Here is a 22593-nt window from a genome sequence, read left to right as displayed (position 1 = left end):
CTAATCTTCTAAAAATAGACAAGATTAAAATGGGCGGCGTTATCCACCCAGTCTGTTTTGATTCTGCTTGTTAGAGTGAGTTAGATAACTCTTTTAAAAACTTCTCGATGTATTCGTCATTACGCTTGTAGTACGTCCACGAGCCAATGCGTTTTGAAGTAACCAGCTTTGCACGTTGCAAGTTAGAAAGATAAGACGAGACGGTCGATTGGGATAAGCCACTTTTCTCTTGAATAATGCTGACACATACCCCTTCAACGTCGGTATCAACGAGTTGTTTCTCTAGGTTAAAGTGCTCATGCGGTGACTTTAGCCAGTGTAGAATATCCCTTCGTACTGGGTTGTTGATTGACTTTAAAACTTCATTCATATCTGACATGGCGTTTGGCTGCTGTTTTCGACTAACGTGAAATATACTCTTTAAAGTAAGATATCGCAATATCTCGATATCCTGCTTTCTCTACATTGAGGTAAGAATGGCATTCATGTTTATCGTCGGCGTGTTGATTTACATAGTTAAGCTCTAGGCTCTCGTTCTATGTTCAAGGCTTTTTGGTACCGACTATCGTTTAAATGACAGTCGGTATGTCATTCGTTTGGGGGCTAACTCATGAACCAAGATATAAAGATCAGAGCACCAAAACCGAATGTTGCGATAAGTGCCGTGTCGCCACCGGCTGCAGTATAGCTGCCTTCAGTTTGAAGGTGAGGGAAATCAGGTCTACGAACCTTAACTACCATCGCGAGAGGGCCCCATATAGCTAAGAACACCAATACCATGCCCGCATAATCCAGCATGCTCACAAACTGGCTCGCGAACAGTTCAGCGAGTGCCAAAGGCAATACAAAGGTCAGAGCGTAAGCTAGCAGTTTGTTATTGGTGACGGCATCTTTGTTTTGGTCGTAAAGTGCCATCGACACACCAAGGAAAGAGGTCACCAATGCCAATGCTGAGAACAAAGCAATCACGACTTTCAGCCAAGCAGACTGTCCGCTAAACGCTGAGATCAGTTCTGAAATATTATGGAATTGGCTGATTGCATCTGTGCCAAGGTTGCCGATAATCGCAAATAACCAAGTTAGGTAGCAGATTAGTGGAATCACCGAGCCCAGCAGAATCATATTGCGGATCTGTTTTTGAGTCGCTTCTCGGTTGTAGATAACCAGGGACGGGATCACCACCATAGAGGCAAAGCTAGTAAAGATAACCGCACTGTATTGCACCACATCGTTAGCCGTGTATTTGCTGGATTGAGTCAGGTAATCAAGGCGAATGTTGCTAAACAAAGAGGCGATAACAATAAATAGCATCACCACCATCATGATGAATAAACTGCGATTTAACTTGTCGATATACGATTTACCCGCTACCACAATCACACCCATTAATAGGCTGAAAACGGTATAAGCAGCCGATGCAGAGATGTCTACGCCCACATCGAGCAATTGCTTATGAATGATATCGCCAACACCCAAGATATAAGCGATCAGCATGCATACCAGCAGCAGGTAAAAGAGTGCATTGATAAAGTGTTTACCTTTGCTGCCCAGAGTTAGGTAAGCAACGCTGCTCATTCCACTGTTGTCTTTAGTTTTAGTGCACGCTTCTGCCAGTAGAAGAGCTGAGTAAGTGGTGCCGATAAAGATAAGTAGCATCAGCGCAGAGCTGATCATGAAGCCAAATTGGGCCAGGACCATGGGAATGGCAAGCATACCAGCCCCTAATGCAGTTCCTGACAGAATCAAAGAACTACCGAATAATTTCATATTCAAGAAAACAACCTCGAGGTACCCAATTAATTTTTAGTTGGATTGTAAATATTTGTTGCCAAGACTATCAAATTACTCACTAAAGTTAGGGGTTAAATACTAATAATTTTTGAATTTTTCTAAAATCATTTCAGAGGAATTTGTGGTGTATATGGTTGGTGATTTTTGGTATTCACCTTGTGATTTATTTTAGCTTTTTGATAACTTTTTCAAATTAATAGCCGTTTAGTAATTCGCTTGATACGGATGTTTAATGGATGCATTAATTTAAGTGAAAGCCAGTCAAACCTCGCTTCTTTTATGGAGTCTTGTCTTATTTCTTTATCTGATGAGAGTTAATTGGTGAGCGTCAAGAAGGAGAGGATCCAGTTGTAGCATTATGGTTTGTCGTAAATGGAAAGATCTGTTGTCGTAGATGCCACTCGGTAGTTTGGCGTTTCGCTCTTATTATCCTCACACCAATTATGTGGGGGTGTTATGTACCGTTTTCTATTTTGTAGTTTTACGCTTGTTCTCTTGTATCCGACGGCTATTGATTTGTATTTAGTTGGGTTGCCTCAAATTGCCGCGGACCTAAATGCGTCTGAGGCTCAGCTTCATGCCGCGTTCTCTATTTATCTCGCAGGAATGGCAACCACCATGTTGTTTGCCGGTAAATTTGCCGACAGTGTAGGAAGAAAACCTGTCGCTATTTTCGGTGCAATTGTCTTTGCTACCTCTTCGATGTTCGGCGGTGTTGTGACCAGTGCAGAACCATTTCTTCTCGTGCGTTTCTTTCAAGGTGTGGGGGCTGGCTCTTGTTATGTGGTGGCGTTCGCTATCTTGCGAGATGTATTGGATGACCAAAAACGCGCTAAGGTGCTGTCGATGATGAATGGCATTACCTGCATCGTACCAGTGCTTGCGCCTGTGATTGGCCACTTAATCATGACGGTTTACCCGTGGCCGAGTTTGTTCACGACCATGGCGAGCATGGGTGTGGTGGTGTGTTTGTTGTCGGTGCTCGTGCTAAAAGAGACTAAACCTAAAGTTATAGGGTCGGTGTTAGCGAAAGCTTCTTTATCTGAGACATTTCAACCGACTTCAACTGAAACGTTCAAAGACCCGTTGTTTATCAGCCGAGTGATCATGACCAGCCTAGGAGTGACCGCAATTCTCACTTATGTGAATGTCTCTCCACTGTTGATTATGACAGAGCTTGGCTTCGACCGAGGTCAGTATTCTTACACTATGGCATTAACCGCATTGGTGAGTATGTTGGTGTCATTCTCTGCACCATTTGCTTTGAATGTGTTTAAGCAAAAGAACTTAATGCTGACTTCACAAGTTTGCTTTGTCGTTGCGGCTATCTTGTTGCTCGCATCGATTGATGGTGGGTTAGGGCATTACGTGACGTTGTTGGGCTTTGCTTTTGTGTGCGGCGGCTTCTCATTGGGTTTTGGTGTCGCGATGAGCCAAGCATTGAGCTGTTATTCACAGCGCGCAGGTGTGGCAAGTTCAATACTCGGAGTTTCCCAAGTATGTACTTCAGCACTGTTTATCTGGCTTATGGGCGTTATCGGGCTAAGTGCATTGAATATGTTGGTATTTATATTGGCTGCTGGTGGAGTTATCAGTATTGCTCTAATACTATGGATAAGTCCTTCCCAAGTAAAAAGTGATTATGAAGAAGCCACTAGCCCGTCTTGATCTGAATTTGTTATTCACTCTGCAATTGCTGTTGCAAGAACAGAGTGTTTCAAAAGCTGCCAAAAAGCTTAACGTAACGCCTTCAACGGTAAGCAAATCACTGACTAAGCTGCGAGACTGGTTCGATGATCCTCTATTTGTGAAAACGCCGAGGGGCTTAACGCCAACACCACTTGCACTGAGCATGGTGAAAGATCTTCAAGACTGGTTGCAGATTGGTAGTCAAATACTCACTACTCGTGGCGACGATGCCCCAAAGGATTTACGTTTAAACTTAGAAGCTGAATCTCCGTTATCATTGATCATGCTGAACGAATTGACGCAAAGTGTGTATCAACGTTATCCCAATGCGAAGATTAAAATGCGTAATTGGGATTACGATTCGATAGATTCCATCGTACGTGGCGAATCTGATATTGGATTTTCAGGGCGAGAAAGCCACCCACGTTCGAAAGAATCTCTAGACGCACTGCCATACTTCATTGATTTCGAGGTGCTGTTCCACGATTTGCCCGTGGTGTATCTGAGAAAAGACCACCCAGCCTTGCAAGAAGAGTGGAACCTTGAGGCTTTCCTCAAATACCCTCACATCAATATTGTGTGGGAGAAAAGTGAAGCATGGGCGTTGGATGAAATTCTCACAGATTTGCAACTCGACCGACATATCGCACTTACGCTAGCGGGTTTTGAGCAGTCTTTGTTTATGGCGGCTCAGTCAAACCACACCATGACTACCGTGGCACCGAATTACTGCCGACGTTACGTTGAACAACTTCATCCTAATCTTACTTGTCTGCCTATTCCTCTAGATGAAGAGAATGCCAAAAAGCTGCTAATCCCGTTCACCATGATTTGGCATAAACGCAATGCTTATAACCCAATCGTTCTATGGCTAAAAGACACGCTTAGAGATCTTTACCAGTTTGAAGGTGAAAATGTCTAACCTTGTGATGAGATTAAATGTGATTAGATCACCTGAGGGCTTGTGCCGTTAATATTGGAGCGTTGATTTAAGTAATAATTCAGACTTAGAACAAAACCCATCAGGTGTTACCTGGTTGGTTTTTCATTTTAAATCATGCAGTTAGAGTTAGAACTGTTCAAATGAATATAGTTATTCCATAATTGTTGATTCGATAAATTCAGCCTATTTGAACGAATGTTCAAAATAAAACTTGAACGATCGTTCTTGTTTGTTCTATATTGTTTTCACGCCAACGGAGAACAGTCTCATATCACTCCGATTGTGAACCAAATTAAGATAAAGAATCGAAAGGAATAGAACATGAGCAACTTTAAAATTCATTCAGTAGAATCAGCACCAGAACAAAGCAAACCTATTCTTGAGGGTGCAGTAAAACAAATGGGCCGAGTTCCTGGTCTTTTTGGTGTGATGGCTGAATCACCAAATACTCTGAAAGCTTACACACAGCTTCATCAAGCATTTAATGAGTCATCTTTTGATGCCGATGAGCTGACAGTGGTATGGCAAACTATCAACGTTGAACATGAGTGTCACTACTGCGTTCCTGCACATACGGGTATCGCACATTCAATGAATGTAGACCCAGCGATTACCGAAGCACTGCGTAACCGTGCTGCACTGCCAACTGAAAAACTTCAAGCACTGCATGATTTCACGCTAAGTATGGTACGTAATCGTGGCAATGTGCCAGAAAGTGAAATGGCAGCTTTTTTCGCTGCGGGTTACGGTCAACAACAAGTGCTAGAAGTGATTCTTGGCTTGTCGCAGAAAGTGATCAGTAACTACGTAAACCACGTTGCTCAAACACCAGTAGACAAAGTATTTGAACAGTTTGCTTGGGAAGGTTAATCGCTTAAATATCAACTTGCTTAGAGAGTAGGTTGCTTGAAGGCTACGCTAATTAACCTTTGGCTATGGATATAGTGAAAGCCCCGCTTGGTTGAGTGGGGCTTTTTTGTTGGTGTCAGTTCTAATTGAGGAAAGTGAACGGTTAATGTGTATGTTTAGCGATGATCATAGCCAGTGTCACTATCCCTTCTTTCCAATCTTTGTTCTCTTCAATGTTCGCGACCGTGAAGCGCAAACAGTGTTTGTATTGGTCGTGTGTGCCAAAGACAGTACCAGGTAAAATACCTAATTTATGTTTTAAGCAATCTTGATAGACGGAATAACTGTCGACCGATTCCGGTAGTGTTATCCAGTTTAAAAATGAGCCTTCAGGTTTTGATAGGTGGTAACGCCCGACAAGGTGAGGGTAGCTATCTAATGCATGGATTAATAGGCTTTGGAACTGCTTTTGATTGGTTTGATAGAGTCGTTTAATTTTAGAAAGATGACTGCGGTATTTGCCTGTAGTGAGAAACTGACCTACTGCGGATTGCATCAGGTTTGAGCTCCCCATGTTGTCACAAAGGAGATATTTTTCGACTTGAGCTTGGTAACGCCCCGAGAGCAACCAACCTATACGTAGGCGTGAGTCTAAGGTTTTAGAGAGCGAATTCACGTAGATAACTCGATCTTGGTCATCAAGCTCTTTTAGGCTGGCAATAGGTGCATCAAACGCCAGGCTACCAAACACATCATCCTCGATAATCGGCAAAGTTCCGGTTATCTCCAACAGCGTTTTTCGATTAGATAATGGCATCCGTGAGCCCGTTGGATTGGTAAAGTTTGGTGTTAGCACTAGCGTTTTTACATCCCATTTATCCAGTGCACTTTGTAGAGAAGGGATGTCGATTCCGTGGCTAACACTGCTTGGTATTTCAAGGGCTTTTAAACCTAGCGACTCGAGCAACAACAAATTGCCGAAGTAACACGGTGACTCTACCGCCACGATGTCGCCCGGTTTGGTGAGCGCGCGTAAAGCCAAACTGATCGCCTGTTGTGCGCCATGCGTAATCGCAATCTCTTTCGATCCCGCAGGTACGCCTAGATCGTGGGTGATCTTTAACAATTGTTTTACTAATTGCTCGTCACCAGGAGGCAATTGGTAGTAACCGGGTAACTGAGTTTGCAATCGGCTGTGGCGACCGATCTCAGCGTACAAGCTTCGTATTGCGGGGTTATTGATGTTGGGATGGGCAGAGCCAGCTAGAAGCTTTAAACGACCTTTGGGGCGAGAGAGAACTGATTTAGTGACAGATAAGAGGTCAACTTTTTGAGGTTGGCTTGGTGCATCCCAGCTGGTGGTATTGGGCGCTTTCACACGATAGCCTGATTTAGGTACTGAATAAACCCAGCCTGTCGCTTCCAGTTCTTGGTAGGCGCGAATCACGGTATTTTTACTCACACCAAGCTGCTCGCTTAATTGACGAATTGAGGGAAGGCGATCGTCTGGTTGAAAGAGTCCTTTATCGATCTGAGCCTTAATATGTTGTTCGGTAGCAAGGTATTTATTGCCGCTGAGTTCTGCTTCCACGTTTTTCTCCCTCGTTGCTCACTCTCAATCTGTAACCATTTAAAGTGTTATATCTGTATCTTTATTAGTTATCTGTACCCAACTAAGGTAACAGCATTGATGAAGAGTTGACCAGAGGTTTGTAATGCTGATTAAAATGATTCCGTTTGTGTTTGTAATATTGTGGTCGTCAGGCTTTGTCGGTGCACGTCTTGGTGTGGAATACGCGGAACCCGCAACATTACTTTCACTGAGGATGGTAGCCAACGTGGTGCTGTTCTTGGTTTTGATTGCAATCCTTAAGCGTCGTATCCCTCTTGGTCGCGCATTCTTCCATGCTTGTGTGGTCGGCATCTTGATTCATGGTTTCTACCTTGGTGGCACCTATCTGGCGATTGATATGGGTATGCCTGCCGGGTTGAGTTCTCTACTTGTTGGCTTACAACCGATTCTTACCGCATTGATTATGATCAGCTGTAGTTCGCAGCGTTTTAATTTCGCACAATGGCTAGGATTAGCCCTCGGTTTTGTGGGTATTAGTTTGGTGTTGATGGGCAATATTGAATGGCAATCTGATGACCAAAAGGGCATGGCGACGTTGTTGTGTTTGGTTTCGCTGGTGGGTATCACTGTCGGTACATTGTACCAAAAGCGTTTCTGCAAAGGGACAGACATGGTCGGTGGTGCGATGGTGCAATATCTTGCTGCGGCTTCGCTATTTTTACCTTTCGCCGTGCGTTACGAAACCATGCATGTGAATTGGACTATTGAATTTACACTAACGTTAGCTTGGTTAGTGATTGTCTTATCTTGCATTGCTATTCTGTTGTTGTTGTACATGGTGGAGCATGGGGCTTCTTCGAGTGTAGCATCGGTGTTTTATTTAGTACCACCAACGACGGCAATTCAAGCTTGGCTTATTTTTGGAGAGTCGTTTGATATCTACGGCGCAATGGGATTCGCGTTGTCAGCGACAGCGGTATATTTGGTCGTGAAAAAGCCAGAGTTACTAAAAGTTCGTAGGCAAGCAGCACTTGATCGATAGATATAAAAAGAGCCTGAATCTTCAGGCTCTTTCCGTTTTAATCATTGGTTAGCGTCTATTGATTAGCGCTGCATCAAGCAAGCGTAAGCCGTTGTAAACGGTGCTTCTTGGTATTGCTTAAGGCCAGTCTCTTTGAACTTCATCATAAGAGGGTTGCGCTTTAGGCTCTCTTTGATGTCAGCAGGTGATACAACCGTTACGTCTAGGCCGTCGATCAGTTGAATTGCTGCTTCTAGTTTGAAGCCAAAGCCACCGCCAGCAAATTTGCCTTTTGTTTGGCGTTGACGAATTACAACTTTATCTACTTGGTAATCTTCCATCAACTTTGCAAAAGAGAATTGAAAGTCTTTCATATTCTGCGTGTCGTTTGCGTCGCTAATCGCAACTTTAGAAACTCGGCAATCAGGGATATTAAATACACCATCTGACAGAGAAAGAAGACAGATGACAGCATCGTTACCTTTGATTTCAACACCACAAATTTTCATGTTCATACCTATTTACTTTTGAGCCGTACATTATGGTGCTATTTCTATGACTTCTCCAGTATTTGAGCATGTCTGTGGTAAATAAGTGCAAAAATGTCTTTGGCTCTACTTTTTAATGTTGACCTTTGGTTGAATAATAGACAGTCGATTCAAGGGTAACGTTTGCTATGCGACTAGGTTCACAAACTTTTAGCTAGCTTTTAAATTGATACTGTATATTATGCGCGCGTCCCTATTTATTGTATGGTTATAAGCCCCCTTATGAGTATCAACAACCTTTCAATTAAGAGTAAAATTGCGATCCCATTAATGGTTATCGTGATCGTTTTTTCTACTGTTACTGTGCTTAATGTTCTTAAATCTAACGCTCAAGCTGCAATCAACCATGAGTTGAATAATGTGGTTCAGCCAGTGTTAGATAATTTGGAAGATGGCTATCGTGATATTTACCAAGTTATCGCTTCTGCTCAAGGTCTATTATTAGCAAAAGACCAAGCGGCGATTGAGTACCAAAAGTTTGAATTTAAAGACAATGCTTACAAAGCAGTGCCTCGTTTTCAAAGTGTCGAAACCTTATATCAAGCAGGGGTGTTGGATCCATCTTCTCGTGGTGAATTATCAAAGCTTGTTAACGCGATGAGCAAGTGGGTGGCATTGCACGAACCTATGTTTGCCGACCCTGAGAATGCATACCAATACAACATTGATTACTCTCCTGCGTTAGATGCTGAGTTTGCGATTATTCGAGATCAACTTCGTGACATCAGAACCTTGATCGAATTGAAGCAGAAAGAACTTCGTCAACAAGCCGATGAATCTATTGAATCAAGCAAGGTGATCATTGAAGTCGGCATGGGTGTGGCGATCCTGGCTGCTGCTTTCGCGTTATGGTTGTCGAATCGCTTTATCGTTAAACCGATTCAAAATGTTGAAAAAGCGATGGTTGAAATTGCTTCTGGCGATGGTGATCTTTCTCAACGTATGAGCGTTGAGGGGAGTGATGAAATTGCTCGACTTAGCTCTGCTTTCAACCAGTTTGTTGGCAAGATTCATGTGACCATCGAACAGGTTATTACCACTTCTAACGCTGTACGTTCTGAGATGGAAAACATCAAATCACTGACTCAAGGTGTGGCTCAGTTTTCTTCTAATCAACAGAAAGAGAGTGAAGTAGTTGCTGCTGCAGTTCATGAGATGCAAGCAACCAGCGTTGCCGTAAGTGGTAATGCGTTAGAAGCGGCTTCTGCAAGCAATACGGCAAATAGAGAAGTGGAATCTGCAGATAAAACTTTAGGCTTAACGGTGAGTTCGATTGAGCGCTTGGCGCATGATATCGAAAACGCGAGTGGTGTTGTTCATGAACTAGACAGTGATGTTAAGAACATTGCTTCTATTCTTGGTGTAATTAGAGGCATTGCTGAACAAACTAACCTACTTGCATTGAACGCTGCGATTGAAGCGGCACGTGCTGGTGAACAAGGTCGTGGTTTCGCTGTTGTTGCTGATGAAGTTAGAGCCTTGGCAAGTAAAACTCAAGACAGTACGGGTGAAATTCAGTCGATGATTGAACGCTTAGAAGTTGGCGCTAAACAAGCGGTGAGCGTGATGAACGAAAGTAAAGTTAGTGGCGAGAAAACCATTGTTCAAGCGAGTACAGCTGCGTCGTCATTGAGTGAAATTCGTAACTCTATCGGTATGATGAATGAGATGAACACGCAAATCGCAACTGCGGCTTCTCAGCAATCTCAAGTATCGGAAGAAGTGAACCAGAACGTTCAACGTATAGCTGAAAGCACTATGCAAATGGTGGAAATGGCGAACAGTGCAGAAAACGCATGTATGGCTTTGGCGGAGCAATGTGAAGCGCTAGATGGTTTGGTTTCTCAATTCGAAGTCTAAGAGATGCTGTTCAAGAGAGTTACTGGCTAGACGGTCAATCTATAGTGAGTAGCGACAACTAAAAAGCCCGCACTCAATGAGTGCGGGCTTTATTTTTATATACGAGCATTCTTTATATAAAGACTTTTTAGATACGGGGTTTTATTTTAGGCACGCAGGTGCTTTGCCGATCTAGTCAGTATTAGCTGCTACGACCGTCTTTATATGTGTAACGGTAGTCAACTTTTACGTTAGCTTGATAATGGGTGTCGCCGCTCATGTTGGTGATTTTTTTCACTTCCATATTCGCATCATCAATCTTGAATGAATTGTACTTAGTTGTTTGTTGGAACTGTGGCAGTTCTCTAGAAAGCTCAAAAGATGTCTTTGTGCTTAGCTCATCCATAAGGTTGGTTCCTGCATCGTATGCTTCCGCTTCAGTAACAAAAGTATCAGATTTTAGCGTTGTTTCTTGAATCGTTGTTTTAGTTGCTGCAAACGCTGTCGTGCTGAGTACAAGAGTTGATGCAAGTATGATTAATTTTTTCATATGAGTACCTTACTTTGTTCTTTGTTGAAGTACCTGTGTTGCGGTACAGAACCAACATATCAATGAAGTGGTAAGACTAGTGTCAGAAGAAATACTAAATTTGTTAGTGTTCAGTGAGAAATATTTAGAAATGTCAGGGCTTGGTTGAGATCGTTTTGAACGATTGCAGATAGCGAAGGTTTATGTACAGAGCATATCAAGCAAGTGACACTGATTTATAACTTCAATACACTGTATGGGTAACCGTTGTTTAGCATAAGGTAAAGGCATGGCTAATTGGGAAGGGGTAAGTGAGTTTGTTGCAGTAGCAGAGCGTGAAAGCTTTACTGGTGCAGCGCAGAAGCTTGCTACATCAGTGGCTCAAATCAGCCGTAGAGTGGCAAACCTCGAAGAACGTTTGGCAGTAAAACTGCTTAATCGAACGACACGTAAGGTTTCCCTAACAGAGGCTGGGCAACTCTATTATCAACAATGTAAGTTGTTGGTCGAAGGTTTAGAAATTGCTGAACTTGCGGTCACGCAGATGCAGTCGACACCTAAAGGGTTGCTTAAAGTGACCGCGCCTGTGACTTATGGTGAGCGCCAACTCGCGCCTCTGTTACATCAATTTTTAAAGCTTCATCCACAGGTAGAACTTGAATTGATGCTGACTAATCAAAAACTTGATCTTATCGATTCTGGTGTTGATGTAGCGATTCGTCTTGGTCGCTTAGAAGATTCAAGCCTGGTGGCAAAGAAGCTCTCTCAACGCCAACTCTATGTATGTGCCAGCCCAGAGTACATTGAACGGTATGGTGAGCCACATACGCTCTCTGAATTGAACAATCATCAATGTTTAGTCGGTGGTTTCGAACATTGGCGTTTTAAAGAAAATGGCCGACCTCGTTCGGTTCGTGTTAATGGGCGCATTAAGTGCAATAGTGGTTTAGCCTTGTTAGATGCAGCCAAGCAGAGCATTGGCTTGGTACAGTTGCCTGAATACTACGTAAGTGAAGATCTAGAATCAGGAGGGTTGGTTGAAGTACTGTCTGACTATCGAGACGATAAAGAGGGGATCTGGGCGCTTTATCCGCAAAATCGCAACCTATCTTCTAAGGTTCGATTGTTAGTAGACTTTCTTTCTGAACAATTGGATTAGTTTATGATCTAAAGCTACCACCGATAAAAAAAACGGGCTTCAGATTAGAGATTCTGAAGCCCGTTTTTATTTAGTGTGAAAAGTCTTAACGTTAAGTTGCGTTTACTTGCTATTTAATAGACCGTAAATGTCCTAGACCGTGAAGCGATCCACCAAGTGGTAAAGCTCATTCGCGCGGCTGTTTAGGTTTTGGCTACCAGTGCGGTTCTGATTCGCCAGCGATGCTGATTGCGAGCTTTGATCTGAGATTACGACGATACGTTGTGAGATCTCTTGGCCTACAATGTTTTGTTGTTCCGTCGCGGTGGCAATCAGTGAATTCATATCCATGATGGTATCAATCGACGCCTGAATTTTCGCCAGTGCTGCAGCAGCGGCATTCGCTTCTTCCACGGTTTGAGCACTTCGATTTTGGCTCGAATCCATGGCTTTTACGGCAGCATCTGAAGCGGCTTTTAGCTGTTGAATCATCTTGTGAATGTCACCTGTACTTTCTTGGGTTCGACTTGCCAACTTACGAACCTCGTCAGCTACCACCGCAAATCCACGTCCTTGTTCACCGGCACGTGCGGCCTCAATTGCAGCATTCAATGCTAATAAGTTAGTTTGTTCCGCAATGTCTTGAATGACTGTCAATGAAGACGAAATGTTTTGTACATCACCCTCTAGTCTTGATACCACAGTGTTCGCTTCTGATACTTCGCTGGCAAGGCCTGCAACCGAGTTTGCAGCCGCATTGACAATCTGTTGAGCTTCTTTAGCGTTGTTTTCTGCTTGTTTCGCGGAATCCGCAGCTTGACTCGCATTACTCGAGATCTCTTGTGCGGTAGTCGTCATCTCGGTCATTGCCGTCGCGACTTGTTCAGTTTCTTCACGTTGGCCACTGGCAATCTCATCAACCTGTGCGGCACGAGAAGACATACTGCTGGTTTCAGCGACAACTTGCTGGCCAACATCACTTACGCTGCGAATGATGGTTTGTAGGCTAGCAACGAAGGCATTGAAATTTTCGCTAAGCTTGGTGAATTCTGGGGCTTTGAATGCTTCCATTCGGGCCGTGAGATCGGCTTCGCCACTGGCAAAAGCACTAATTGAGCGGTCAAACTGCTCAAGTGGCTGCATGATAGTGCGATTCACCGCGACAGCAAATATCGCGACAATAAGGGCAATAAAGCCACAGAAAATCGCGATAGCCGTTAATGAGCTTTGTAGCGCGGCATTTGAGCTTTCTTTCATTTCGGCAATAACAGCGTCGATGTCATCAGTGTAGAAGCCAGTACCCAACATCAAATCCCACTGCGGCACAAATACTGAGTAGCTGAGTTTAGGTAGCGCGACAGATTGGCCCGGCTTCGGGAAATAGTAAGTCGTGAATTCCCCTAATTTAGCATTCTTGATCAGGTCGCGGATTAAGTAGTTGCCTTGCTTGTCTTGAAGGTCATAGTAGTTTTTACCGATGCCATCGTTACTTTGACCAACCACAACTCGGACACCTTTCGAGTCATAACCAAAAATATAACCAGATTCGCCATATTCTAATGTTCTCAATGTTGGTAAAGCTTCTTCTAGCGTTGCGCCTCTGTCCAAAAATGGACTGATCGCAGAGTAGGCCATTTGCAGGTACGCTTTGAGTTCTTTTTCTTTCATCGCCATCATATTGCTACGCGTCGATTCTACTTGTTGTGCGGTTAGCTCGGTGCTCTTCATATAAGTCACGCTCATCATACCAATCGCCATGAGTAACAAAGGTATGAAAGAGAGAATATAGAGGCGGTTTTTGATGGTTAGGGTCATGTCACGGTTCCTGTGCGATTGTCCAATGCAGTTTTCAACAGATTATTAATGTGATTTAAAAATGTAAATGAACTTGTTGTTTAATTGTTATCCCAAATAGCATTTGTTTGGTAAATATGAAGGTGGTTCTGTTTTCTTGCTCACAGGCCTATGTAATCAAGGGCAGTGCACGTCGTTATTTGGTGCGTTTATGTGCTTTTGCATTCGACATTGCTTTGTTAGAATGCGACGCTTTGTAGCACCCTGCTATGTCTATTCGTTAAGTGAGAAGATTCATGAACAAAAGCCATGTGACTATTGGTTTAACTAACCCAAAGAGTCCTACGAATGTTGGCGCTGTTATGCGTGCGGCTGGTTGTTATCAAGTCGACGAAGTTAAATATACAGGGCAACGCTACGAAAAAGCCGCTAAATTCCATACCGACACTAAAAGCGCAGCGCGTACGATCCCGCTTACTGGTGTTGAGTCATTTTTAGACGACCTTGAGCCTGAAACACAAATTGTGTGTGTGGAACTTGCTGAGGGTGCAACACCACTTCCGCGTTTTAAACACCCAGAAAACGCTATCTATATTTTTGGCCCTGAAGACGGTTCTATTTCTCAAGATGTTGCCGATAGAGCGGATCACGTTGTGTATGTGCCAACGGTTGGTTGCATGAATTTAGCGGCAACCGTGAATGTTTTGCTTTATGACCGCCTTGCTAAGTCAGATGAAATAGATGAGAGCAACGATCTCATTAAGAGAAGCCGTGATAATCGCAATCACTTATTGGTTAAAGAAAAGTAACTCTCTGCTTCTAGTGTTATCTATCCCGTCCGCAATCGGATATTATCTTGAGTTCATCATCAGATAATTGAAGGGTTAGATAACACCATGGAAGACAAGCAATTACTTGCCGCACTGCAACAACATCCTGTCCTCGATTTATATCAGTTATTCCAAGAAGTCGGTCAAAACCAATCTCTATATGCTTTGTTAGAGCGATTATCTTCCCTTAAAGAACAGCATCAACTAAGTACTCGTCTTAGCCCTTTCAAGCCTCACATCGAAGGGTTACTTGCTCAGTTTGATAGTACTACACCAGATAGTGAAATCCTCGAATCGATTGCACTTCAATCTGAGATTCAACAGCGAGGCCACAGCATGAGCCGTTACATAATGACATCAGATAATCATCGCCATTTTTCTCCGAATGCAGACTTAGTCATGTTTGGTGATTCGATTACTGAATGGGCACCGTGGGCGGATATTTTCCGTGATGTATCAATGGTCAACCGTGGCCTTGCAGGCGATACCACAACCGGTATGTTGCGCCGTATTGATACCACGTTGAATGTGAAGCCAAAGCTGGTGTGTTTTATGGCGGGAATTAACGATCTTGCACAAGGTTACAGCGTTGAGCATATCTATCAGAACTATGTTGATATGCTTAAGGTATGGCAAGAAAACGATATTCGAATCTTGGTGCAATCAACGCTTTATGTAGGATCTAAACTGCAAGGGTTGAATCCTCAAGTTTCAGAACTCATCAAAAGACTACAGGCTTATTGCGAACAACATGATATCGAGTTTTTGGATGTAAACCGTGTGCTAGCACCGAATAAATTACTATCCAATGAATACAGTTGTGATGATTTGCATTTGAATGCTAAGGCTTATCAAGTTTGGGCTGAGATACTTCAACCTAAGATAAAAGAGTTATTAAAATAAACTCACGCAAATAGCAGAATGGATAAATGGATAAATGGATAAATGGATAAATGGACAAATGGACAAATGGATAGATAGCTAGCTAATTAAACAGATAGACAACTTAGCCAATACTAGAAAGCCAAGCCTAAACTGGTTTCGTGAACCATAAGGACATCAATTTGAACCTAAGACAGTTGGAAGTCTTTTACGCCATTATGCAGACTGGAACCGTATCTGGAGCCGCGCGCAGTTTGCATGTGTCTCAGCCTAACGTGACCCGTATTCTGGCGCACACCGAGCAACAACTCGGGTTTGGTTTATTCGAACGTGTTAAAGGGAGACTAGTGCCAACGGTAGAGGCAAAAACCTTGTTGCCCGAAGCTGAAAAAGTGTATCAGCAACTGGGTCAGTTTCGATCTTTGACCAACAAAGTGAAGCAAGGCCATCAGCATTTACGTATTGGTGCGCCGCCGATTTTAGCGACTAAATTACTGACTCCGGTAATCGCCCAAATGTCTCGCGAGCAAAATGGCAGTAAGCAAGATCTCTCTTTTGAGTTGCTGACAGCAAACCGTGATGAACTGTGCGCTGGGCTATTAAAGCATGAGCTTGATATTGCTATTGCGTTTGGGGACGAAGCACCGCCTACCATATTAAATGAAACGCTCTTAACCGAATCCCTCAAGGTTTTGGCTCCTTCTAATACGGTTGATCATTTACCCTTGGAATTAACCCTCGATGATCTGATCAATTATCCTTTGCCAATCATCGGGCTCGATAGCCGTGACCCATTAGGGCTGCTGTTGCATCAAAGCCTTGTGGCGCGAGATGAACATTATCATTGTCCAATATCTGTGCGTGGATATAGCGCGGCTGCTGAACTAGTTAAATACCAAGCCGGGTTTGCGATTGTGGATCCGTGGACGGCAGAGCAGTATCAACATGACGACTCGGTTTGTGTGTTGTCACTACAGCCGGACATACAATTCTCGGTATCGACTCTCTGTGCAGAACATACGCCACAATCTATTGCGACTAAGCAGTTCATTTCCGCACTGCAGGGGGGCTTGTTAGTTAAAAGTTGTTCGTAAAAAGCTGTTATCTAAGAACTGTTCGCTGAGAGCAGTTAGCCGATAGCGTTTAGCTTTGCCTATAATTCCCTCAAGTTTATAACCAAATCTTTCACCCATAACAGCATGTTATAGGCACGCGATAAATAGGTATTCGGCAGCTTCTAAGCTCTTAATTAAAGTAAACCCATACAAGGAATTATTAATTAGGAAAGCTCATGTTTATCGCTCAACCTTATCTTCTTTTTCTTGGGGATGTTACTGACCCGCTCGCCGCAAAAACAGCCCGTGGTATCCACCAATGGCGACCAGAAATCTGCTTAGGCCAACTGCGTTTAACGGGCGATACCGTTTCACTGGGCTTAATGGACATGACCTTGCAAGAGGCGCAAGCGCAGGGGGCGAAAACGCTAGTGATTGGCACCGCAAATCCGGGGGGCGTCATTCCTGATTCTTGGCAGTCAATCCTTTTGGCTGCTGCAGAAATGGGATTTGAGATTGCATCTGGCATGCATCAACGATTGGGTGAATTTTCACCGCTTGCTGACATGGAGCTAAAAGGATTGACTAAGCTTCATGATGTACGCCATTTTGACGGTGTTCTTAATGTTGGTAACGGTAAGCCTCGTCAAGGTAAGCGCTTGCTTACGGTCGGAACAGATTGCTCAGTAGGCAAAATGTTCTCGGCATTAGCGATTGAAAAATCGCTTAAACAAGCGGGAACATCCGCTCAGTTTAAAGCGACAGGACAGACAGGTATTTTGATTGAAGGCAGCGGAATTTCGATTGACGCTGTGGTTGCGGATTTTATTTCCGGTGCGGTTGAAGCGATTAGCCCCGATTTTACCGACCACGAGTGGGACATCATTGAAGGGCAGGGTTCTTTGTTCAACCCTTCGTTTGCAGGCGTGAGTTTGGGGTTATTACATGGCGCACAAGCCGATGCTTTGGTGTTGTGCCATGAAGTCGGGCGACCACATATTCGTAACCTTCCTTATGCTCAATTGCCAAACATAGAACAGACGATTGAAGCCAACTTACAAGCGGCACGACTGACGAATCCAGATGTGAAATTGGTTGGCATCTGCTTGAACACGTCGGCAATTAGCATTGAAGACGCTGAGACATTATGCCAAGAATGGAGCACACTCTATCAAGTGCCCGTTACGGACCCTGTTCGTTTTGGTGTACAACACATTACTGATCATTTGCGACATTCACTTTAACGACTTCATCATTTCTACGTTTCCATTTGTTAAAGCGAACATCAACCGAGTGAAATTATGAAGATTACAGCAGAACCCATTACTATCGCGATGCAAACGGCTTTTCGCATCTCTCGTGGCAGCCGAACTGAGTGTCACGTTGTTCGTGTTTACATTGAACATGATGACAAACAAGCTCAGGGAGAGTGCACACCTTACCCAAGGTATGGCGAGTCATCAGAGTCTGTATTAGCGCAAATCCAACAAGCGTCTAGCGCACTTGAAGCAATGTTTGAACGAGGCATTACCGATCCCGCAGAGCTAAGAGATCACCTCCAGTCTTTATTGACTGGAGGTGCTGCGCGTAATGCGGTTGATTGTGCGCTTTGGGAGCTGGAGGCCAAACAACATAACCAGTTATTTCCGAATAGCCTGTTTGAGTTGCCAACTCAAATCGTGACTGCAATGACTGTCTCAATTGGCACTCCAGAAGCGATGGCGACTCAGACTCGAGACTATGTCGCGAACGGTGTGAAACTTCTGAAAGTGAAGCTTGACGGCGAGCAAGTCGTCGAGCGCGTTCGTGCTGTGCGAGAAGCTGCACCTGATGTTCAGATTGTACTGGATGCGAATGAAGCGTGGACAGGGTTGAACCTCGAAGAACTATTTAATCAACTGACTGAATTTGATATTGCGATGATCGAACAGCCTTTACCGCAGCAACAAGATGCGTCATTGGCACATATAGAACACCCAATTCCACTGTGTGCCGATGAAAGTTGCCATACCACTTCACAGCTTTCATCTTTGTTGGGTAAGTATGAAATGGTCAACATTAAGCTCGATAAAACGGGTGGTTTGACAGAGGCATTGGCGCTTGCAGAGGAAGCTCAAAAGCTCGGATTCACTTTGATGTCGGGTTGTATGCTTGGCACGTCGTTGGCGATGCGTGCAGCGCTTCCGATTGCGGTTCAATCTGAGATTGTCGATCTGGATGGCCCTGTATTACTGGGGCAAGATGTTTCACCAGCCCTGACATATAGAGATGGGATGATCATTCTCTAAGTTTGTTTGTTCCTATTTATTGAGAGCAACGTTATGAATAAAAATCGCATAGGTGAGAGCTTGTGCGATTTTTTGTTTTTGTGGGGTAGGAGAGTTAGAGTGCTAATTGATTAATAGTATTAGAGTTTTTAAGCGCTTGAGTTGACTTGTTCGTTATTAAAGCTTTTCTATTGTTGGCTTTCTTATTGATAGAGTAATCACGTTTCTGTCGGTGGGGTCACTTTTCATTATCGCAAAACAGACAAACCAAGCTTTATAAAATAATTGTTATGATATCTTATGTGAAATGTTAATGATTACTCTTCGTTTAATAGTTCTACTAAAGCTATCTGATGTGAGGTTGAATAAGGTGTAAGCCTTAACTATTTGAATCATTGACCAATTTCTATTGATTTTTGATGAGAAGAGGGTGGAGCTAGTGAGTCGTCATGTCTCCAAGGTTACAGAAAGTAAGGACAGCTTTGAGCGCCCGTTTTCGATTAAAATCCCACACCGCAAGTGGTTTGGTTGGAAAGGTATTGAGCTTCGCTTAGTGCTGGCATTAGCCATGTTATCAATGACTACCATCTTTCTTTCCGTGGTTTCCAGTTTCACTTTTGACGATTTAAACCAGCGTTTAGTTGAGTTGAAAGAGAGTGAAATCCCAGCCTTAGATAATGCTGCACGCCTTAATGATATGGTAAGAGTGATTATTACAACCTCATCCCAACTCAGTGGTGCGGAATCTAATTTAGAGCGTAAACAGGCAATGCTAAAAATTGAAGGTGCTATTTCAGAAATGAATAGCGTCATGATTCAGTTCCCAGATTATCACTCCTATTTCAAAGATATTATCGCCCAAGTTAATAATAGTCTAAGCCTGTTGTATCAAAGTGAGATTGAGTCAGAACAGCTCAATCAGGAACTTCGCAATTTGCTTGAGGGCTTTTACCCTCTGTTACAACAAGCCAGTGATGAGCTCGACCGCTTACCTGAGTCAGCTAAAGAGCAAATTCAATACACCCAGTTAAAGTCTTTGCTTTATTACCAATTAGGCTTGGTCGAAAAGCTCTATAACGACTCCAGTTTTAATGAACTAGACTACACTAGCTACCGATTAGAGCAGATTGGTGAAGAGTGGTGGAAACTTTGGGTAAGTGGGGACCTGAGAAGTGATTTCCCAAAATTAGATCATCAATTGACCGTTATTTATGACCTTGCTTCTAGTGACAGTAGCTTATATGAACTCAAGAACAAAGCGCTCGATCATCTCTATCAAGAACAGTACTTCCTCCAAAACAGTCGTGAGCACCTGAATCAGCTTACCGTACAGATTGAAAGGAACACCAGCAAAGTGAATGGCAATATTGACGAATCCATTCAACAAGCGCAGCAGTCTTTGCAATCCAACCAACGTCTCTCTCTTTTTCTTTCTTTGTTTAGCGTATTGGCTGCCGCTGCCATTTCATGGTTTTACGTGCGAAAGAGCATTTTAGAAAGGCTGTTACAGTTGAAAGACAACATGTTTGCCATATCTACAGGACATTTAGATACCGAAGTCTCGATTCGTGGAAAAGACGAAGTGACGCAAATGGCCAAGTATCTCAAGGTGTTCCAAACCACTGCCAAAGTTGTAAAACAAACCAACCGTAAACTAGAGGCTGAGGTTGAAGAACGAACTATAGCTGAAGCAAAACTGCGAGTGACTCAAGACGAGTTAATCCAAGCCGGAAAGTTGGCTGCTCTGGGGCAGTTAAGTGTCGGGATTACGCATGAGATCAATCAACCTCTGACGGCGGTGAATAGCCACGTTCGAAGTGCTCAGCTTTGGTTAGGAAAGCAAAGGCCTGATAGGGCAGAAGATAACTTGAAAAAGATCGAGGTCTTGTTAGAAAAAGTGGCTGCGATCACCCGCCATTTGAAGGCTTTCTCGCGTAAGAGCGATGGCAAGATCGATAATGTTGAATTGGAAAATGTGATTGGTGATGCGATTGATCTTTTTGAAACCAGGCAGAGTGCAGTGTCGATTCAGTATTCACCACAAAACAACCTATTTGTGCGAGCCAACAGCATCCGCTTAGAGCAGGTATTGGTTAATTTGATCAGCAATGCTTTGGATGCCGTCGAACATAAAGATCAACCTCAACTCAGAATATCTACACAAGAACTCACACACACAATTCAGATTTCAGTTAATGACAACGGATCAGGCATCTCTGAAGAGGATATACCGCATTTGTTCGACCCCTTTTATAGCCAAAAAACAACAGGCAAAGGGCTTGGGCTCGGCCTGTCTATCGCCTACAACATAATAAAAGACTTTGGTGGTTCGATTCATGTTGAATCAGTGGAATACCAAGGCACCACATTTATCGTCACTTTACCAAAAGGCACAAGATCATGATTTCAGACAAACACATAGTTCTTATCGACGATGAAATCGATGTCGTTGAAGCCGTGAGCGAAATGTTAGAGCTGGAAGGTTTTCGCGTCACCACTTTTACCGACCCCAACCTTGGCCTTAAGTCACTCAAGGCGAACAGCCATTCAGTGGTGTTGTGTGACGTACGTATGCCGAAAGTGGATGGCTTGACGTTATTAAGTTCAATTCAACACCGAGCGGCTGATGTTCCTGTGTTGTTGATGAGTGGCCACGGTGATATTCCGATGGCAATAGAAGCGATGAAGTTAGGTGCTTTCGATTTTTTAGAAAAACCACTAAATGCTAGTGAGCTAGTGGAAAAACTCGATCTCGCGTTGGCACAATGTCAGCACAACAGTCCGAAAATATCCGGTGACGATCAGGAAACAGACTTACCGATTGAGTCGGTGGTCATTGGCCAGTCAAAAGCGATGGAAACCATACGTAACCAAGTGCTTGCCTTATCGCATACCGGTGTCGATACCATTATTAATGGTGAAACCGGAACGGGTAAAGAGGTGATTGCTCGTGCTCTACATCAATTTAGCCGTCGTAAGGCTAGACCGTTTGTTGCGATTAATTGCGGGGGTATGACAGAAAGCATTATTGAGAGTGAGTTGTTTGGCCACGAAGCCGGTTCATTTACCAGTGCTAACAAAAAGCGTATTGGTAAAATAGAGCAAGCCAATGGCGGTACTCTGTTTCTCGATGAAATAGAAAGTATGCCGATTGCGGTGCAGATTAAATTGCTTCGTGTGATTCAAGAGCGAATGATAGAACGCGTTGGCGGCAATGAATTGATCCCTGTCGATATTGTGGTGGTCGCTGCCAGTAAAGCTGATCTGGCAAGTTTAAGTGAAACAGGTGAGTTTAGAGCGGATCTCTTTTATCGCCTTAATATTGCAAGCTTAAACCTCCCTGCGTTACGCCATAGAAAAGAAGATATTCAGGTGCTGTTTCGCCACTTTGTGATTCAGGCAAGCCAAAAATACAAGACGCGCCCTTCAACGATTTATCCGGAGCAGATACAGCAGCTATGTCGACACGAATGGCCTGGAAACGTGCGCGAATTACGTAATGTGGCCGACCGTTTTGTTTTGGGTATTGTAGGCGACGGTTTTGACCTGCAATCGCCGATTTGTGAAGCGCCTGGAGAAGATTTTGCGTTTGAAAAGCAGATGGAACAGTACGAAAGAAACGTGCTGACTGAAGCCCTTATTGAAAGCGCAGGCAATATTAGTGAGGTTTCAAATAAGCTGAACCTACCGCGCAAAACTCTTTATCGAAAAATGAAAAAACATCAACTGGATAAAGAAAGTTTCAAGGCTTAACCCGTTCAGTTGATTGTTAAATGGAAAACCAAAGTCAAAAGGAAATGCACGAGACAACAATGACCCATTTGGTTTTTAGTCGCATGGTTAAC

The 22593-nt window shown here is 43.6% G+C and carries 19 protein-coding genes; 13 read left to right on the top strand and 6 right to left on the bottom strand.

The window, feature by feature from the left end; all coding sequences use genetic code 11:
- Window positions 1-70 precede the first annotated feature (70 nt).
- Together SJY39_RS14020 and SJY39_RS14015 are read right to left on the bottom strand one after the other, a co-directional pair.
- The gene (locus SJY39_RS14020; RefSeq protein ID WP_010432957.1) at window positions 71-379 is read right to left on the bottom strand and encodes a helix-turn-helix transcriptional regulator; all 309 of its coding nucleotides are present in this window, start codon (window positions 377-379) and stop codon (window positions 71-73) included.
- A gap of 224 nt (window positions 380-603) precedes the next feature.
- Window positions 604-1767, bottom strand: coding sequence for an amino acid permease (locus SJY39_RS14015; RefSeq protein WP_016767006.1), 1164 nt, complete (start codon window positions 1765-1767; stop codon window positions 604-606).
- A 480-nt stretch (window positions 1768-2247) separates the two neighbouring features.
- Here SJY39_RS14015 and SJY39_RS14010 point away from each other — a divergent pair, with 480 nt between their 5' ends.
- The 3 genes from SJY39_RS14010 (at window position 2248) to SJY39_RS14000 (ending at window position 5293) form a co-directional block, all read left to right on the top strand.
- Window positions 2248-3459, top strand: coding sequence for an MFS transporter (locus SJY39_RS14010; RefSeq protein WP_016767007.1), 1212 nt, complete (start codon window positions 2248-2250; stop codon window positions 3457-3459).
- Entirely contained in the window at window positions 3434-4402 is a 969-nt protein-coding gene (gene yidZ, locus SJY39_RS14005) for an HTH-type transcriptional regulator YidZ (protein WP_010432965.1), read from the top strand. The genes SJY39_RS14010 and yidZ overlap by 26 nt, the downstream gene beginning before the upstream one ends.
- A gap of 342 nt (window positions 4403-4744) precedes the next feature.
- Window positions 4745-5293 carry a carboxymuconolactone decarboxylase family protein gene (locus tag SJY39_RS14000; RefSeq protein WP_010432969.1) on the top strand — a complete coding sequence of 183 codons (549 nt, stop codon included), beginning with the start codon at window positions 4745-4747 and terminating at the stop codon, window positions 5291-5293.
- 142 nt (window positions 5294-5435) lie between these two features.
- Here the strand turns inward: SJY39_RS14000 and SJY39_RS13995 are convergent, their stop codons facing one another.
- Entirely contained in the window at window positions 5436-6863 is a 1428-nt protein-coding gene (locus tag SJY39_RS13995) for a PLP-dependent aminotransferase family protein (RefSeq protein ID WP_016793196.1), read from the bottom strand.
- Window positions 6864-6987: 124 nt separating this feature from the next.
- Between SJY39_RS13995 and SJY39_RS13990 the strand changes: the two genes are divergently transcribed.
- Window positions 6988-7887: a DMT family transporter gene (locus SJY39_RS13990; RefSeq protein WP_016793197.1), complete on the top strand. Its 900-nt coding sequence runs from the start codon at window positions 6988-6990 to the stop codon at window positions 7885-7887.
- Window positions 7888-7949: 62 nt separating this feature from the next.
- Here SJY39_RS13990 and SJY39_RS13985 read toward each other — a convergent pair whose 3' ends face one another.
- A complete protein-coding gene (locus SJY39_RS13985) occupies window positions 7950-8375 on the bottom strand; it encodes a DUF3010 family protein (RefSeq protein ID WP_010432976.1) in 426 nt (141 codons plus the stop codon).
- Window positions 8376-8636: 261 nt separating this feature from the next.
- Here SJY39_RS13985 and SJY39_RS13980 point away from each other — a divergent pair, with 261 nt between their 5' ends.
- Entirely contained in the window at window positions 8637-10274 is a 1638-nt protein-coding gene (locus tag SJY39_RS13980; RefSeq protein ID WP_010432978.1) for a methyl-accepting chemotaxis protein, read from the top strand.
- Between the two features lie 181 nt (window positions 10275-10455).
- Here the strand turns inward: SJY39_RS13980 and SJY39_RS13975 are convergent, their stop codons facing one another.
- Window positions 10456-10803, bottom strand: a complete 348-nt coding sequence (locus tag SJY39_RS13975; protein ID WP_010432981.1) for a DUF3316 domain-containing protein — start codon at window positions 10801-10803, stop codon at window positions 10456-10458.
- A 268-nt stretch (window positions 10804-11071) separates the two neighbouring features.
- On the opposite strand from SJY39_RS13975, the gene SJY39_RS13970 reads away from it, so the two are divergent.
- Window positions 11072-11941, top strand: a complete 870-nt coding sequence (locus SJY39_RS13970) for a LysR family transcriptional regulator (RefSeq protein ID WP_010432983.1) — start codon at window positions 11072-11074, stop codon at window positions 11939-11941.
- Window positions 11942-12073: 132 nt separating this feature from the next.
- Here the strand turns inward: SJY39_RS13970 and SJY39_RS13965 are convergent, their stop codons facing one another.
- Entirely contained in the window at window positions 12074-13735 is a 1662-nt protein-coding gene (locus SJY39_RS13965) for a methyl-accepting chemotaxis protein (RefSeq protein WP_010432986.1), read from the bottom strand.
- Between the two features lie 275 nt (window positions 13736-14010).
- On the opposite strand from SJY39_RS13965, the gene SJY39_RS13960 reads away from it, so the two are divergent.
- From SJY39_RS13960 to SJY39_RS13930, 7 genes are all read left to right on the top strand, one after another.
- Complete coding sequence (locus SJY39_RS13960; RefSeq protein WP_010432989.1) at window positions 14011-14523, top strand: RNA methyltransferase; 513 nt, start codon at window positions 14011-14013, stop codon at window positions 14521-14523.
- Between the two features lie 87 nt (window positions 14524-14610).
- Entirely contained in the window at window positions 14611-15447 is an 837-nt protein-coding gene (locus tag SJY39_RS13955; protein ID WP_010432992.1) for an SGNH/GDSL hydrolase family protein, read from the top strand.
- A gap of 161 nt (window positions 15448-15608) precedes the next feature.
- Window positions 15609-16520, top strand: a complete 912-nt coding sequence (locus SJY39_RS13950; RefSeq protein ID WP_032546019.1) for a LysR family transcriptional regulator — start codon at window positions 15609-15611, stop codon at window positions 16518-16520.
- A 197-nt stretch (window positions 16521-16717) separates the two neighbouring features.
- The gene (dgcN, locus tag SJY39_RS13945; protein ID WP_016793358.1) at window positions 16718-17725 is read left to right on the top strand and encodes an N-acetyltransferase DgcN; all 1008 of its coding nucleotides are present in this window, start codon (window positions 16718-16720) and stop codon (window positions 17723-17725) included.
- A gap of 57 nt (window positions 17726-17782) precedes the next feature.
- On the top strand, window positions 17783-18769 hold the full coding sequence (gene dgcA, locus SJY39_RS13940; protein ID WP_016793359.1) for an N-acetyl-D-Glu racemase DgcA: 987 nt from the start codon (window positions 17783-17785) through the stop codon (window positions 18767-18769).
- Window positions 18770-19178: 409 nt separating this feature from the next.
- On the top strand, window positions 19179-21152 hold the full coding sequence (locus SJY39_RS13935) for an ATP-binding protein (RefSeq protein WP_016767011.1): 1974 nt from the start codon (window positions 19179-19181) through the stop codon (window positions 21150-21152).
- Entirely contained in the window at window positions 21149-22501 is a 1353-nt protein-coding gene (locus SJY39_RS13930) for a sigma-54 dependent transcriptional regulator (RefSeq protein ID WP_010433009.1), read from the top strand. Before SJY39_RS13935 ends, SJY39_RS13930 begins: the two co-directional genes overlap by 4 nt.
- Window positions 22502-22593: the final 92 nt, after the last annotated feature.

The organism is Vibrio sp. R78045 (assembly GCF_042466085.1).
GTDB classification, from domain to species: domain Bacteria; phylum Pseudomonadota; class Gammaproteobacteria; order Enterobacterales; family Vibrionaceae; genus Vibrio; species Vibrio cyclitrophicus.
The sequence above is the reverse complement of the archived record's forward strand: the minus strand, read 5'-3'. Positions and strand labels throughout refer to the sequence as shown.

Bases quoted from the DNA above. Each gene is read 5' to 3' on its own strand.
- yidZ (WP_010432965.1), top strand. From the start codon at position 3,434: ATGAAGAAGCCACTAGCCCGTCTTGATCTGAATTTGTTATTCACTCTG.
- SJY39_RS13990 (WP_016793197.1), top strand. From the start codon at position 6,988: ATGCTGATTAAAATGATTCCGTTTGTGTTTGTAATATTGTGGTCGTCA.
- SJY39_RS13960 (WP_010432989.1), top strand. From the start codon at position 14,011: ATGAACAAAAGCCATGTGACTATTGGTTTAACTAACCCAAAGAGTCCT.
- SJY39_RS13985 (WP_010432976.1), bottom strand. From the start codon at position 8,375: ATGAAAATTTGTGGTGTTGAAATCAAAGGTAACGATGCTGTCATCTGT.
- dgcN (WP_016793358.1), top strand. From the start codon at position 16,718: ATGTTTATCGCTCAACCTTATCTTCTTTTTCTTGGGGATGTTACTGAC.
- dgcA (WP_016793359.1), top strand. From the start codon at position 17,783: ATGAAGATTACAGCAGAACCCATTACTATCGCGATGCAAACGGCTTTT.
- SJY39_RS13955 (WP_010432992.1), top strand. From the start codon at position 14,611: ATGGAAGACAAGCAATTACTTGCCGCACTGCAACAACATCCTGTCCTC.
- SJY39_RS14000 (WP_010432969.1), top strand. From the start codon at position 4,745: ATGAGCAACTTTAAAATTCATTCAGTAGAATCAGCACCAGAACAAAGC.
- SJY39_RS13965 (WP_010432986.1), bottom strand. From the start codon at position 13,735: ATGACCCTAACCATCAAAAACCGCCTCTATATTCTCTCTTTCATACCT.
- SJY39_RS13980 (WP_010432978.1), top strand. From the start codon at position 8,637: ATGAGTATCAACAACCTTTCAATTAAGAGTAAAATTGCGATCCCATTA.
- SJY39_RS14020 (WP_010432957.1), bottom strand. From the start codon at position 379: ATGTCAGATATGAATGAAGTTTTAAAGTCAATCAACAACCCAGTACGA.
- SJY39_RS13930 (WP_010433009.1), top strand. From the start codon at position 21,149: ATGATTTCAGACAAACACATAGTTCTTATCGACGATGAAATCGATGTC.
- SJY39_RS14010 (WP_016767007.1), top strand. From the start codon at position 2,248: ATGTACCGTTTTCTATTTTGTAGTTTTACGCTTGTTCTCTTGTATCCG.
- SJY39_RS13970 (WP_010432983.1), top strand. From the start codon at position 11,072: ATGGCTAATTGGGAAGGGGTAAGTGAGTTTGTTGCAGTAGCAGAGCGT.
- SJY39_RS13975 (WP_010432981.1), bottom strand. From the start codon at position 10,803: ATGAAAAAATTAATCATACTTGCATCAACTCTTGTACTCAGCACGACA.
- SJY39_RS14015 (WP_016767006.1), bottom strand. From the start codon at position 1,767: ATGAAATTATTCGGTAGTTCTTTGATTCTGTCAGGAACTGCATTAGGG.